Genomic DNA, 14,234 nt, shown 5'->3' with positions numbered 1-14,234 from the left:
TGTCACCCGACCGCCGAGGATCATCGAGGAGACACGAGAACCGTGACGGACATCGTCGACGAACTGAAGTGGCGCGGGCTCATCGCCCTCTCCACGGACGAGGACGCATTGCGCAAGGCGTTCGCGGACGGTCCCGTCACGTTCTATTGCGGCTTCGACCCGACCGCGCCCAGTCTGCACCTCGGCAACCTCGTGCAGATCCTGACGATGCGCCGCATCCAGCAGGCGGGACACCGCCCGCTGGGCCTGGTCGGGGGCGCGACCGGTCTGATCGGCGACCCGAAGCCGACCGCCGAGCGCACGCTGAACGCGCCGGAGACCGTCGCCGAGTGGGTCGAGCGGCTGCGCGGCCAGATCGCCCCGCTGCTGGACTTCGACGGTCCGAACGCCGCGGTGATGGTCAACAACCTGGACTGGACCCAGGGCCTGTCGGCGATCGAGTTCCTGCGGGACATCGGCAAGCACTTCCGGGTCAACAAGATGATCGCCAAGGAGGCCGTCTCCCGGCGGCTGAACTCCGACGCGGGCATCAGCTACACCGAGTTCAGCTACCAGATCCTCCAGGGCATGGACTTCCTGGAGCTGTACCGGCGGTACGGCTGCACGCTGCAGACCGGTGGCAGCGACCAGTGGGGCAACCTCACCTCCGGCACCGACCTGATCCACCGGGTCGAGCCGGACGCCGTGGTGCACGCGCTGGGCACACCGCTGATCACCAAGGCGGACGGCACGAAGTTCGGCAAGACCGAGTCCGGCACGGTCTGGCTCGACCCCGAGATGACCACGCCGTACGCGTTCTACCAGTTCTGGATCAACGCGGACGACCGTGATGTCGCCAAGTTCCTGCGCATCTTCAGCTTCAGGTCCCATGAGGAGATCGAGGAGCTGGAGCGGCTGACCGGGGAGCGGCCGCAGGCGCGGGCGGCGCAGCGGGCGCTGGCCGAGGAGCTGACCACGCTGGTGCACGGGGCCGAGCAGACGGCCGCGGTGATCGCCGCGTCGAAGGCGCTGTTCGGGCAGGGCGAGCTGGCGGAGCTGGACGGCAGGACGCTGGCGTCGGCGCTGTCCGAGGTGCCGCACATCCAGGTCGCCGAGCTGGGGTCCGTGGTGGACCTGTTCGCCGAGGTGGGTCTGGTCGCGAGCAAGTCCGCGGCGCGCCGGACCGTGAAGGAGGGGGGCGCCTACGTGAACAACGTCAAGGTGACCTCCGAGGACGCGGTGGCCTCGCCGGAGGAGCTGCTGGACGGGCGGTGGCTGGTGCTGCGGCGCGGGAAGCGGAATCTGGCGGCCGTCGAGGTCGTCGCCGGTTAGTCGCGGTGCGGGGCGTCCTCCGGGGCGCCCCGCACGGACGCGATCAGATTCTCTCGCGCTTCCGCCTGCCCAGCGTCGCCATGTAGAGCGAGTCGACCACGGCGACGATGATGATCGCGGCCACCAGCTGGAAGATATGGCGGCTCCAGTCGATGCCCCGGGTCTCGCGGACGTGCAGCGCGGCGGCGATCGCGTTGCCCGCGATGGCGCCCAGGATGCCGCAGAGGGTGGTCAGCCAGAGGGGGCTGTGCTGCTTGCCCGGGATGACCGCCTTGGCGATCACACCCAGCACGAATCCCACGATGATCGCCCACAACCAGCCCATGGCTGCCTCCTCGTCCGGATCGACGTGAGCTTTACGTCAGTGTCGGCCGGGGCACCCCGGGGCGCATGTCGGGCTCCGCCGTACGGCCGAGGCGTTGCCGCAGACGGCGGGCGACCCGGTCTCGTCGGCCGGACGGGCGCGGCGTACCGTAAGACCCGTGAAGGCGACGCGGAAGCAGCACGGCGACGGCGGCCAGGTGTTCCGGATCACCGGCGCCCGGACCGGCCTCGCCGAGGACGTGCGCGGACGGCAGCGGCGGTACGTCATCTCGATGGTGATCCGTACGGTGGCGGTGATCCTGGCGGCCACCCTGTGGAATGTCGAACGGCCCTTCGCCGTCGTGGCGTTGGTGGCCGGCGCGATCCTGCCCTACATCGCCGTGGTGATCGCGAACGCGGGCCGTGAGCGGCCGCCCTCCCTGCCCTCGACGTTCGTCACCGCGCCGATGCGTCCGGTGATCGGGGCGCCGCGCGGCGAGGACGAGCAGCCCCCGCGTGATCAGGGCTGACGCGAAGGAAGCGGACGCCGCTCGCATTTCATGCTCAAGAAAAGCTCAGAATCAATCACGCAGTTCCGGTGCCGGGCGACGGGTGGGCCGTGACATACTGCGTAAGCGCTCCGCATCCCCCGTCGGAGCGACGGACCGACGCCGGGCAGCTCCCCCCGTGGCTGCTCGGCGTCGCCTCGTTCTGCACCCGATCTGGTGAGACGAATCTGTGAGTGACGAGACCCCCATCTGCTCCGCCAAGGGCTGCCGCGCCGCCGCCGTGTGGGTGCTGGCCTGGAACAACCCGAAGATCCACACACCGGAGCGGCGCAAGACCTGGCTCGCCTGCGAGGAGCACCGCGAACATCTGTCGGCGTTCCTGGGCGCACGGGGTTTCCTGAAGGACGTCGTCCGCTTCGACGAGTGGGAGCGGCACGGGAGTTGAGGCCCGCGCTCAGCCGCCGATCGCCGACATCGGGCGGTCCGGCTGGACGAAGGACGGGTCGTCCAGGCCCGCGCCCGCCTTCTTGCCCCACATCGCCACCCGCCACAGCCGGGCGATCTCCTCGTCGGGCGCGCCCGAGCGCAGGGCGCCGCGCAGGTCGGTCTCCTCGGTGGCGAACAGACAGGTGCGTATCTGGCCGTCGGCGGTCAGCCGGGTGCGGTCGCAGGCCGCGCAGAACGGGCGGGTGACCGAGGCGATCACCCCGACCCGGTACGGGCCGCCGTCCACCAGCCAGCGCTCCGCCGGCGCCGAGCCGCGCGCGCCGGCGTCCTCGGGGGTGAGGTCGAAGCGGGTGCGCAGGGAGGCGAGGATGTCACCGGCGGTGACCATGCCCTCGCGCTTCCAGCCGTGCTGGGGGTCCAGGGGCATCTGCTCGATGAACCGCAGCTCGTAGTCGTGCTCGATGGCCCAGGCCAGCAGGTCGGGGGCCTCGTCCTCATTGAGCCCCGGCATCAGCACGGTGTTGACCTTGACGGGGGCGAGGCCGGCCGCGCGGGCGGCGCGGAGTCCTTCGAGGACGTCCTTGTGGCGGTCGCGGCGGGTGAGCGTCTTGAAGACGTCGGGGCGCAGGGTGTCCAGGGAGACATTGACCCGGTCCAGGCCCGCCGCCTTCAGGGCGGCGGCGGTGCGGCCGAGGCCGATGCCGTTGGTGGTGAGGGACATCCGCGGGCGCGGGCCGAGGGCCGCGGCGCGCTCGACGATGCCGACCAGGCCGGGGCGCAGCAGGGGCTCGCCGCCCGTGAAGCGGACCTCCTCGATGCCGAGCAGGCGCACCGCGATGTCGATGAGGCGGACGATCTCGTCGTCCGTGAGCAGTTCGGGCTTCGCCAGCCACTGCAGGCCCTCCTCGGGCATGCAGTACGTACAGCGCAGATTGCAGCGGTCGGTCAGCGAGACCCTCAGGTCGGTGGCCACGCGGCCGTACGTGTCGATGAGCACCTGGGCCCCCTCCCTCGGTCATCGGTGTTCTTCCCTGTCATCTGCGAGCCTACGTGACGCCACTGACAGCGGCACCGGCCCGATCGAACGAGGTGTCCGGCGGCCGCGTCGTAGGACCGTACAGCCCCGGGTGCCGTGGGGCCCCGGCGACGCGGCCCGCCGTACGACGGTCGTACGGGCGTCAGTGCGCGCCCGTCCCGGTCAGGGAGCGCACCTCCAGTTCCGCGTACTTGCCGGTGTCCGGCGCCTCCTTCGACAGCAGGGTGCCCACGGCGCCGAGCAGGAATCCGACGGGGATGGAGACGATCCCGGGGTTCTCCAGCGGGAACCAGTGGAAGTCGGCGCCGGGGAACATCGAGGCGGGGCCGCCGGAGACCACCGGGGAGAAGAGCACGAGGCCGACCGCGGTGACCAGGCCGCCGTAGATCGACCACAGGGCGCCGGCGGTGGTGAAGCGCTTCCAGAAGAGGCTGTAGAGGATCGTCGGCAGGTTCGCGGAGGCGGCGACGGCGAAGGCGAGCGCCACCAGCCCGGCCACGTTGAGGTCGCGGGCCAGGGCGCCGAGGACGATGGAGACGGCGCCGATGCCGACGGCCGCCCAGCGGGCCGCGCGCAGCTCCTGCTTCTCGCCGGCCCGTCCCTTCTTGATGACGTTGGCGTAGATGTCGTGCGCGAAGGAGGAGGACGAGGCGAGGGTGAGGCCGGCGACGACGGCGAGGATGGTGGCGAAGGCGACGGCGGAGACGGTGGCGAGCAGGACGGCGCCCCAGGTGGAGTCGGTCCCGCCGAGGTGCAGGGCGAGGAGCGGGGCCGCGGTGGTGCCCGCCTTGTTGGAGGCGATGATCTCCTGGGGTTTGATCAGCGCGGCGGCGCCGAAGCCGAGGGCGAGGGTCATCAGGTAGAAGACGCCGATCAGGCCGATGGCCCAGATCACCGACTGACGGGCGGCCTTCGCGGTGGGCACCGTGTAGAAGCGGATCAGGATGTGCGGCAGGCCCGCGGTGCCGAGGACCAGGGCGAGGCCGAGGGAGAGGAAGTCCAGCTTGGTGGTGCCGGTGGCGCCGTACTTCAGGCCGGGCTGGAGGAACGGCGCGCCCTTGCCGCTGTTCTCGGCGGCCCGGCCGAGCAGGTCCGAGACGTCGAAGTGGAACTTCATGAGGACCAGGAAGGTCAGCAGGAGGGCGCCGGCCATCAGCAGCACCGCCTTGACCATCTGGACCCAGGTGGTGCCCTTCATGCCGCCGATGGTCACGTAGACGATCATCAGGACGCCGACCAGGGCGACGACGCCGATCTTGCCCAGGTCGCCGGTGATGCCGAGCAGCAGGGAGACCAGGACGCCCGCCCCGGCCATCTGGGCGAGCAGATAGAAGATCGACACCACGATGGTGGAGGTACCGGTGGCCGTGCGCACGGGGCGCTGGCGCATCCGGTGGGCGAGCACGTCGCCCATCGTGTAGCGGCCGCAGTTGCGCAGCGGCTCGGCGACCAGCAGGAGCGCGACGAGCCAGGCGACCAGGAAGCCGATGGAGTAGAGGAAGCCGTCGTAGCCGAAGAGGGCGATGGCGCCGGCGATGCCGAGGAAGGACGCGGCGGACATGTAGTCGCCGGAGACGGCGAGGCCGTTCTGGAAGCCGGTGAACTGGCGCCCGCCCGCGTAGAAGTCGGCGGCGTCCTTCGTCTGCCGGCCGGCCCATACGGTGATGACGAGGGTGGCGGCGACGAAGACGGCGAACAGGGTGACGATCAGCGTCCGGTGCTCGCTCGCCTCGCCCGCGGCCAGCAGGGTGTGGTGGGTCGCGGGGCTCATACGGCGTCCTCCGTGCGGGACTCGGCGCTCTCCATACGGGACTTGATGGCCCCCGCCTTCGGGTCGAGCTCGGCCGCGGCGTGCCGGGCGTACCACCAGGCGATCAGGAAGGTGGTGAGGAACTGGGCGAGTCCGAGGACCAGGGCGACATTGAGGTTGCCCACGACCTTGGTGCCCATGAATCCGCCGGCGTAGCCGGAGAGCAGCACGTACAGCAGGTACCAGGCGATGAAGGCGATGGTCAGCGGGAAGGCGAACGAGCGGTGTGCGCGGCGCAGTGCGGCGAAGTCCGCGCTCTGCTGGACCTCGGTGAACTCCTCGGTGCCGGGAAGGGCTTTGGGGAGGGCGGGGGGCGGTGTCTCGGTGGCCACGGGTTCTCCTCGCGGGTGCGGTCGGGCAGGGCGGCCGGAGGCTCGATGGTGCTGGCGCTTCCCGCCCAGGTCCACGGCGCCACGCGAAGGCCGATTCAAGTGCCCTGAGTTCGTTCGCAAGCGATCTGATTGAGTCATTGCCAAGTCATTGCCGGTCACAGAGATGACGGGATACGTTCCGCCTGCACCACTCGCCATGCACCTGCCCGAGCACCGATCCGTGTCTCGGGCAGGCTTCGTATCGGGATGAAGTGGAGAACCCATGGCTCATCTGCGCACCGGACGCCGGGCGTCGCTCGCCGTGCCGGCCGTGCTCTCGCTGACCGCCTCGCTCGGCTTCCTGCCGGTGGCCGCCGCCGCGCCCGCCTCGGCCGGTACGGCGGCGACGGCCCCGGCGGCAGCGGGAACCCCGGCCAAGGCGGTCTCGGCGGCGGCCGGCCCCGGACTGTCGTACGTGGTCAACACCCGCACGGACCCTCGCACGCTCGCCTCGGTGCGCCGGGAGATCGGCCGCGACGGCGGGACCCTGGTCGCCGGTTACGACCGGATCGGCGTTCTCGTCGCGCACTCCGCCGACCCGGACTTCGCCCGGCTGCTGCGCGCGGTGCCCGGGGTGGTCTCGGCGGGCGCCACCCGGCACACCCCGCTGGCCGCCGCGTCCACCGCGGACCTGGGCGCGCCGCAGGTGCTGGGCGGCGCGCAGGCGGCCGCGGCCGGCGCGGCGGCGACCGGGGACCAGGACCCGCTGGAGCCGTTGCAGTGGGACCTGCCCGCCATCAAGGCGGACAAGGCGCACCAGAAGACGCTGGGCAGCCCGGACGTCACGGTCGGCGTCATCGACACCGGCGTGGACGACACCCACCCGGACATCGCGCCCAACTTCGACCGCGCCGCCTCCGTCGACTGCGTGTCGGGCAAGCCGGACACGGCCGACGGCGCCTGGCGGCCCAGCGCCTCGGAGAGCCCGCACGGCACGCATGTGGCGGGTGAGATCGCGGCCGCGCGGAACGGCGTCGGCATGACGGGGGTGGCGCCGGGCGTGAAGGTGGCCGGCATCAAGGTGGCGAACCCGGACGGGTACTTCTACGCCGAGTCCGTGGTCTGCGGCTTCGTCTGGGCGGCCGAGCACCACGTGGACGTGACCAACAACAGCTACTTCACCGACCCCTGGTACTTCAACTGCACCACCGACCCGGACCAGAGGGCGCTGGTGGACGCCGTGGACCGGGCCTCGCGGTACGCGGAGAAGCGGGGCACGGTCAACATCGCGGCGGCGGGCAACGAGAGCTACGACCTGGCCGCCGACTCGATCACCGACCCGCAGTCGCCGAACGACGGCACCGCGTCGGACCGGGTGATCGATCCGCGCCGGTGCTTCGACATCCCGACCCAGCTGCCCGGCGTCGTCACGGTCGCCGCGACCGGCGCCAAGGGGCTGAAGGCGTCGTACTCCAACTACGGCCGGGGCGTCATCGACATCGCGGCGCCCGGCGGTGACTCGACGGTCTACCAGCCGCCGGCGCCCCCGGCGACCAGCGGCCTCATCCTGGGCACGCTGCCGGGCGGCAAGTGGGGCTACATGGCGGGGACGTCCATGGCGACCCCGCATGTGGCCGGGGTTGCCGCATTGATCAAGTCAACCCATCCGCATGCGTCCGCCGCGCTGGTCAAGGCTCTCCTCTACCTGGAGGCCGACGCCACGCCGTGCACGGACCCGTACGACATCAACGGCGACGGCAAGGCCGACGCGGTGTGCCGGGGACCGGCGAACCACAACGGTTTCTACGGCCGTGGCATGGCGGACGCCCTCGCCGCTGTGACCTATTAGCGCCCCCGTACGGGCGGGTGACGCGGGGAAATCCGGCCACCCGCCCGTGCGCTTTCTCTGGTGCGCTTTCTCTGGTCGACGCCGAGTCCATACATGGGTTGATCGAATCAATAGTGCATAGTGCGGTCATGACGGATATCGCGTTCGCATGGACTGCGCTGGGCGGCGACCCCGCCCTGCTCTCCTGGGTGACGACGGCCGAGCGGCCCGGCACCCTCGCGGCCCGCCTTCCCGTACGACGGCTCGCGCGCGCCTGTGTCGGCGCGTGCGCCCTGGCCGCCGCCGAGCTGGGGGCCCGCCGGACCGGGCGCGCCGAGGTGCCCGGGGTCCGGGTCGACGACGGTGCCGTCGCGGCGGCGTTCCACAGTGAGCGGCTGCTGCGGGTGGACGGGCGGGCGCCGGTGTCCTTCGCGCCGCTGTCGCGGTTCTGGCGCACGGCCGACGGCTGGGTGCGCACCCACGCCAACTACCCGCACCACCGGGCCCGGTTGCTCGACGCGCTGGGCCTGCCCCCGGACGCCGCGCCCGGGACCGTGGCCGCCCTGCTCGCCGAACGCACCGCCCTCGGGACCGAGGAGGCGGTGTTTGCCGCCGGCGGTCTCGCGGCGGCCCTGCGCACCCCGTCCCAGTGGCGGGCGACCGCGCAGGCCGCCGAGGTGGGGGCCCGTCCCCTGGTGGAGCGCGCGGTGCTCGGCGCGGCCCCCGTGCGCCCGCTGCCGCCGCTCGACGGGGACAGCGCCCCGCTGCTGCCCGCCGCCGGGGTGCGCGTCCTGGATCTGACCCGGGTCCTGGCGGGCCCGGTCGCCACCCGCACCCTCGCCCTGCTGGGCGCGGACGTGCTGCGCCTGGACGCGCCCTGGTCGCCCGAACTCCCCGACCAGCACGCCGACACGGGCTTCGGCAAGCGCTCCGCGACCCTGGACCTGGCCGCCGACCGGGACGCCTTCGAGGAGCTGCTGGCCGGGGCGGACGTCGTGGTCACCGGCTACCGGCCGGGCGCGCTGGACCGCTTCGGCCTCTCCCCCGAGGCGCTCGCGGAACGGCACCCCGGACTGGTGCTGGCGCAGGTCTCGGCGTGGGGCACCTACGGGCCCTGGGGCGGGCGGCGCGGCTTCGACAGCCTGGTGCAGGTCGCCACCGGCATCGCGGTGACCGAGGGCTCGGCGGCGGAACCGGGCGCGCTGCCCGCGCAGGCCCTGGACCACGGCACCGGCTATCTGCTGGCGGCGGCCGTCCTGCGGGCGCTGACCGAACGCTCGTACGACGGTGCGGGACGCTCCGTCCGGCTGGCGCTGGCCCGCACGGCGCACTGGCTGACGGACGGGATGCCGTACGACGACGGCCCGGGGGCGGTCGAGACCCCGAAGGCGGACGACGCCGCCCGTGTCCCCCCGGACGCCTGGCTCGCCGAGGCCGACGGTCCCCTCGGGCGGCTGCGGCACGCCCTCTCCCCGGTGAACTTCGCGGGCGGGCCCGGGGATTGGCGCCGGCCGCCGACGCCCTGGGGTTCGGACCGGGCCGCCTGGGCGTGAGCCCGCACCACAGGGGCGCGCGTGCGGGTCGCCATCGGGGGCCTCCGGGCCCCGGAAAGCACTCCGCACCACAGGGGCGCGCGTGCGGGTCGCCCGGGAGCGAGCCCGGTCACCCGGTGCCTGGAGGTGCGACCCGGCCCCGGCGTGCGCCCCGCTCACACGCCGACCGCCCCCAGCAGGCTGCCCGCCGCGTACGTGACCGCCATCGCCAGCGCCCCGCCGCCCACATTGCGCAGCACCGCCCGCCGGGGCGCGGCCGAGCCGAGGCGGGCACTGGTCCAGCCGGTGAGGACGAGCGCGGCGAGCACGGAGAACACGGTGACCGGCAGCCGCCGGTCGGTCGGGGGCAGCACGATGGCCAGCAGCGGCAGCAGCGCGCCCACGGTGAAGGCGAGGAAACTCGCGCAGGCCGCGTGCCACGGATCGGTCAGCTCGTCGGGGTTGATGCCCAGCTCCACCCTGGCGTGGGCGCGCAGCGCGTCCCGCTCGGTGAGCTGCTCGGCGGCCTCCCGGGCCACCTCCTCGGACAGCCCGCGCGCCCTGAGCATCCCGGTCAGCTCGCGCAGTTCGGCCTCGGGCTGCTCGCGCAGCTCCCGTTTCTCCACGGCCAGCGCGGCCAGTTCGGAGTCGCGCTGGGTGGAGACGGAGACGTACTCGCCCGCCGCCATGGACATCGATCCGGCGAGCAGTCCGGCGAGGCCCGCGGTGAGCAGCGCGGTGCGGCTGCCGGTCGCCCCGGCCACGCCGACGACGAGGCCCGCGGTGGAGACGATGCCGTCGTTCGCGCCCAGCACGGCGGCGCGCAGCCAGTTCAGGCGCGCGCCGAGCGCGCCGCCGTGGTTCTCCTCGTGCTCCGGTTCCGTCACAGCGGCGAGGATCGCACTCTTGGACGCGTTCGCGCCGCTCGGACGCTCCCGGAGCGACAACAGGCGCGGCGGAAAGGGCCGTTCGGCCCGGACGGGCGCCGCGCCGGGGCCCGGGCGGGGCGAGCCGGGGGGACCTGTGGGGCGGAGATGTCGGTCGCGGCCCGTATCCTCAATGACCATGCTCGAAGACCGTGCGCCCGCAGTGTCCTCCGCCACCCGGTGGCCGACCGCGTATCCCCAGGGGTACGCGGTCGTTGACGTGGAGACCACCGGCCTGGCCCGGCACGACCGGATCATCTCCGCCGCCGTCTACCGGCTGGACGCGCGCGGCGAGGTCGAGGACCACTGGTACACCCTGGTCAACCCGGAGCGCGATCCGGGACCCGTGTGGATACACGGTTTGACGAGCGAGGCGCTGGAGGGCGCGCCGCTGTTCGCGGACATCGCCGAGGAGTTCGCGGCCCGTCTGGACGGCCGGGTGCTGGTCGCGCACAACGCGGTCTTCGACTGGCAGATGATCGCCCGGGAGTACGCGCGCGCCGAGCGCCGGGCGCCGGTGCGCCAGCGGCTGTGCACCATCGCGCTGTCCAAGGAGCTGGGGCTGCCGCTGCCCAACCACAAGCTGGAGTCGCTCGCCGCGCACTTCGGCGTGGTGCAGCAGCGGGCGCACCACGCGCTGGACGACGCGCGGGTGCTCGCGGAGGCGTTCCGGCCCAGCCTGCGGGCCGCGGCGGCGGGCGGCGTACGGCTGCCGCTGCTGGAGTGCCGCCCGCTGACGGAGTGGTCGGACGCGCCGGTGCCCCGGCAGTCCTCCCCCGGCTACGGCGGCTACCGTCCCGGCAGTTGGCGCCCCTCCCGCAAAAGGCCCGCATGCCCCTATCCCAACCCGGGCCGCTATGAAGACGGCAAACCTCTCAAACAGGGCATGCGGGTGGCGTTCTCCGGTGACACCTCCACCGAGCGGGATCTGCTGGAGGACCGGGCGACCGAGTGCGGGCTGCATGTGGCGTCCAGCATCTCCCGGCTGACCAGCCTGCTGGTGACCAACGACCCCGACTCGGGCACCTCCAAGGTGGTCAAGGCGCGGCAGTTCGGCACGCCGGTCGTGGACGAGGCCGCGTTCGGACAGCTGCTGCGGGATGTCGAGCCCGCGGACGAGTAGGGCCACGGCCGGGTGATCGTACGAAAGAGTGGTTGACGCACGACTCACCCGGAACCCGCTCGCCCGGACCCGCCCGACGGATCACCCTGTGGCGCATGGCGAGATGCGAAGTGTGCGGCAATGACTACGGAATGACCTTCGAGGTCCATGCCCAGGGCGCGGTCCATGTCTTCGACTGCTTCTCCTGTGCGATCCACCGCATGGCCCCGATCTGCGAGCACTGCCGGGTGCAGATCATCGGGCAGGGCGTGGAGGTGGACGGCCACTGGTACTGCGGAGCGCACTGCGCCCGCGCGGAGGGCCGTACCGGGGTCGTCGACCGGGTGTGACCGGCCGGCCGGACGCCACCGGGTGTGACCCGGTACCCGCCTGAATGCACCCCGCGGCCCGGATGTACCGTCGTGGGGTGCATCGCTACCGCTTCCTGTTGTCCCTCCAGTGGGTCATCCTCACCATCGTCGCGATCGCGCTGATCCCGACGATGATCAAGCTGGGTTTCTGGCAGAAGCACCGCTACGAGGAGCGCACCGCGCGCAACGACCTCGTCTCCTCCGCGCTGCACGCCCGGCCGGTCCCCGTGGAGCGGCTGTCCTCCCCCGGGCACGCCGTGACCCGGACCGAGAGGTACCGCACCGTCACCGCGACCGGCACCTTCGAGACCGCGAAGACGGAAGTGGTCCGGCGCCGGACCAACGAGAACGGCGATGTCGGCTACCACGTCCTGACCCCGTTCGTCCTCGCCGACGGCAAGGTACTGATGGTCAACCGCGGCTGGGTCGCCGCGGACGCCTCCCAGACCGCCTTCCCGGAGATCCCCGCGCCGCCCCCGGGGCGGACCACCATCAGCGGGCGCCTGATGGCCGACGAGACCACCGCGGCCAGCGGCATCAAGAACCTCAAGGGCCTGCCCGACCGGCAGATCATGCTGATCAACAGCACCGAGGAGGCGCACCGGCTCGGTGTGCCGGTGCTCGGCGGCTACATGGAGCAGACGGCGCCGACGCCCAAGGGCGGCTCCCCGGAGCAGATCTCCGACCCCGGCACCGAGGACGCCCCGCTGAACTACGCCTACATGATCCAGTGGTGGCTGTTCGCGGCGGCCGTCCCGGTCGGCTGGTGGTTCCTGCTCCGCCGGGAGATCCGGGACCAGGAGGAGGCCGCGGCGGCGCCGCAGCCCAAGGAGGGCGAACCGGCCGCCGTCTGACGGCCCGCGCGGGCCTCGTTTCACTCCCCCGGCGCACCACCTGATTGGCCCCCGGGCCCGCCGGGAAACCGCATCCCGTGAACGCCCGTGACCGTGCCCGTATCGAGGACTACGCCCTCATCGGCGACGAGCAGACCGCGGCGCTGGTCGGCAGGGACGGCTCGATCGACTGGCTGTGCCTGCCCCGCTTCGACTCCGGCGCCTGCTTCGCCCGGCTGCTCGGCGGCGCGGACCACGGCCACTGGCGGATCGCGCCCGAGGCCGCGGGCGACGACGGCACCTGCACCCGCCGGGCCTACCGCTCCGACACCCTCGTCCTGGACACCGAGTGGGACACCCCCGAGGGCACGGTCCGCGTCACCGATCTGATGCCGCAGCGCGAGCACGCCCCCGATGTCGTGCGCATCGTGGAGGGCGTCAGCGGCCGGGTCACCGTCCGCGGCACCCTGCGGCTGCGCTTCGACTACGGCTCGATCACGCCGTGGATGCGCCGCTCGGACGGCCACCGGGTGGCGGTCGCGGGCCCCGACTCGGTGTGGCTGCGCTCCGAGCCGCCGGTGCGCACCTGGGGCGAGGACTACCGCACCCACTCCGAGTTCACCGTCGGCGAGGGCGAGCGGGTCGCGTTCGTGCTCACCTGGCACCCCTCCCACGAGCGGCGCCCCCGGCTCGTCGACCCGTACGAGGCCCTGGAGAGCAGTGTCGGCGACTGGCGGGCCTGGGCCCGGCGCTGCCGCTACGACGGACCGCACCGGGACGCCGTCGTCCGCTCCCTGATCACCCTCAAGGCGCTCACCTACGCCCCGACCGGCGGGATCGTCGCCGCGCCCACCACCTCGCTGCCCGAGCGGCTGGGCGGGGTGCGCAACTGGGACTACCGCTACTGCTGGCTGCGCGACTCCACCCTCGCCCTCGACGCGCTGCTCACCGCGGGCTACCAGGAGGAGGCCGAGGCCTGGCGCAACTGGCTGCTGCGCGCGGTCGCCGGGAATCCCGCCGCGCTCCAGATCATGTACGGCGTCGCGGGCGAGCGGCGCCTGCCGGAGAGCGAGCTGCCCTGGCTGCCCGGCTTCGCCGGCTCCTCCCCGGTGCGCATCGGCAACGGCGCCGTGGAGCAGCTCCAGCTCGATGTGTACGGCGAGGTGATGGACTCGCTGTCGCTGGCGCGGGGCGCGGGCCTGCCCACCCGGCCGCACATGTGGTCGATCCAGCGGGCGCTGATGGACTTCCTGGCGTCGGCGTGGCGGCGGCCGGACCAGGGCCTGTGGGAGGTGCGCGGCGAGCGCCGCCACTTCGTGCACTCCAAGGTGATGGTGTGGGTGGCCGCCGACCGGGCGGTCCGGACCCTCGAACAGGGCCAGGAGACCAGCGGCGACCTGGAGGGCTGGCGGCGGCTGCGCGCGCAGGTGCACCGGGAGGGTCTGCGAGAAGGGCTACGACCCGCGGCGCAACACCTTCACCCAGTTCTACGGCTCCCGCGAACTGGACGCCGCCCTGCTGCTCATCCCGCGCGTCGGCTTCCTGCCGCCGGACGACCCCCGGGTGATCGGCACGGTCGACGCCATCCGCGCCGACCTCGCCCACCACGGCTTCCTGCGCCGCTACGACTCCGAGGACGACGACGACTCGGTGGTCGACGGGCTGCCGGGCGGTGAGGGCGCGTTCCTGGCCTGCTCGTTCTGGCTGGTGGACGCGCTGCATCTGACCGGGCGCCCGAAGGAGGCACGGGAGCTGTTCGAACGGCTGGTGCGGGTGGCCAACGACGTGGGACTGCTGGCCGAGGAGTACGACCCCGGCGCGGACCGTCAGCTGGGCAACTTCCCGCAGGCGTTCAGCCATCTCGGCCTGGTGAACTCCGCCCTCACACTGTTCGGGACCGACGAGGCAGGATAGG

General features: G+C 72.7%; 13 protein-coding genes and 1 pseudogene. 9 read left to right on the top strand and 5 right to left on the bottom strand.

Annotated features, from left to right (window positions below; translation table 11 throughout):
• Positions 1–42 precede the first annotated feature (42 nt).
• Positions 43–1,311: a tyrosine--tRNA ligase gene (gene tyrS / locus QHG49_RS27045; protein ID WP_159700181.1), complete on the top strand. Its 1,269-nt coding sequence runs from the start codon at positions 43–45 to the stop codon at positions 1,309–1,311.
• 43 nt (positions 1,312–1,354) lie between these two features.
• Here tyrS and QHG49_RS27040 read toward each other — a convergent pair whose 3' ends face one another.
• Positions 1,355–1,636 (bottom strand): GlsB/YeaQ/YmgE family stress response membrane protein, encoded by a 282-nt coding sequence (locus QHG49_RS27040; protein ID WP_145489239.1) that lies wholly within the window; start codon positions 1,634–1,636, stop codon positions 1,355–1,357.
• A 157-nt stretch (positions 1,637–1,793) separates the two neighbouring features.
• On the opposite strand from QHG49_RS27040, the gene QHG49_RS27035 reads away from it, so the two are divergent.
• Both QHG49_RS27035 and QHG49_RS27030 read left to right on the top strand, forming a co-directional pair.
• On the top strand, positions 1,794–2,144 hold the full coding sequence (locus QHG49_RS27035) for a DUF3099 domain-containing protein (RefSeq protein WP_093680568.1): 351 nt from the start codon (positions 1,794–1,796) through the stop codon (positions 2,142–2,144).
• A 208-nt stretch (positions 2,145–2,352) separates the two neighbouring features.
• Positions 2,353–2,568 carry a hypothetical protein gene (locus QHG49_RS27030; RefSeq protein WP_159700184.1) on the top strand — a complete coding sequence of 72 codons (216 nt, stop codon included), beginning with the start codon at positions 2,353–2,355 and terminating at the stop codon, positions 2,566–2,568.
• A gap of 9 nt (positions 2,569–2,577) precedes the next feature.
• On the opposite strand, the gene moaA is transcribed toward QHG49_RS27030, so the two are convergent.
• From moaA to QHG49_RS27015, 3 genes are all read right to left on the bottom strand, one after another.
• Complete coding sequence (gene moaA, locus QHG49_RS27025; protein WP_145489236.1) at positions 2,578–3,567, bottom strand: GTP 3',8-cyclase MoaA; 990 nt, start codon at positions 3,565–3,567, stop codon at positions 2,578–2,580.
• Positions 3,568–3,748: 181 nt separating this feature from the next.
• Positions 3,749–5,377, bottom strand: a complete 1,629-nt coding sequence (locus QHG49_RS27020) for a cation acetate symporter (protein WP_301491623.1) — start codon at positions 5,375–5,377, stop codon at positions 3,749–3,751.
• The gene (locus QHG49_RS27015; protein WP_159700192.1) at positions 5,374–5,748 is read right to left on the bottom strand and encodes a DUF485 domain-containing protein; all 375 of its coding nucleotides are present in this window, start codon (positions 5,746–5,748) and stop codon (positions 5,374–5,376) included. Before QHG49_RS27015 ends, QHG49_RS27020 begins: the two co-directional genes overlap by 4 nt.
• A gap of 262 nt (positions 5,749–6,010) precedes the next feature.
• Between QHG49_RS27015 and QHG49_RS27010 the strand changes: the two genes are divergently transcribed.
• Complete coding sequence (locus QHG49_RS27010) at positions 6,011–7,576, top strand: S8 family serine peptidase (RefSeq protein ID WP_301491622.1); 1,566 nt, start codon at positions 6,011–6,013, stop codon at positions 7,574–7,576.
• 128 nt (positions 7,577–7,704) lie between these two features.
• Positions 7,705–9,108: a CoA transferase gene (locus QHG49_RS27005; protein WP_301491621.1), complete on the top strand. Its 1,404-nt coding sequence runs from the start codon at positions 7,705–7,707 to the stop codon at positions 9,106–9,108.
• A gap of 155 nt (positions 9,109–9,263) precedes the next feature.
• Here the strand turns inward: QHG49_RS27005 and QHG49_RS27000 are convergent, their stop codons facing one another.
• Entirely contained in the window at positions 9,264–9,974 is a 711-nt protein-coding gene (locus QHG49_RS27000) for a VIT family protein (protein WP_159700201.1), read from the bottom strand.
• Between the two features lie 178 nt (positions 9,975–10,152).
• On the opposite strand from QHG49_RS27000, the gene QHG49_RS26995 reads away from it, so the two are divergent.
• From QHG49_RS26995 to QHG49_RS26980, 4 genes and pseudogenes are all read left to right on the top strand, one after another.
• On the top strand, positions 10,153–11,136 hold the full coding sequence (locus QHG49_RS26995; RefSeq protein ID WP_301491620.1) for a DEDDh family exonuclease: 984 nt from the start codon (positions 10,153–10,155) through the stop codon (positions 11,134–11,136).
• 95 nt (positions 11,137–11,231) lie between these two features.
• A complete protein-coding gene (locus QHG49_RS26990; RefSeq protein ID WP_111586429.1) occupies positions 11,232–11,465 on the top strand; it encodes a hypothetical protein in 234 nt (77 codons plus the stop codon).
• 44 nt (positions 11,466–11,509) lie between these two features.
• Positions 11,510–12,340 carry an SURF1 family protein gene (locus QHG49_RS26985; RefSeq protein ID WP_201300535.1) on the top strand — a complete coding sequence of 277 codons (831 nt, stop codon included), beginning with the start codon at positions 11,510–11,512 and terminating at the stop codon, positions 12,338–12,340.
• A gap of 77 nt (positions 12,341–12,417) precedes the next feature.
• Positions 12,418–14,233: pseudogene (locus QHG49_RS26980) on the top strand (glycoside hydrolase family 15 protein).
• The last annotated feature ends 1 nt before the right edge of the window (position 14,234 follow it).

This window comes from Streptomyces sp. WP-1 (genome assembly GCF_030450125.1).
In the GTDB taxonomy this organism is placed as follows: domain Bacteria; phylum Actinomycetota; class Actinomycetes; order Streptomycetales; family Streptomycetaceae; genus Streptomyces; species Streptomyces incarnatus.
This window is presented reverse-complemented; position numbering and strand designations above follow the sequence as displayed.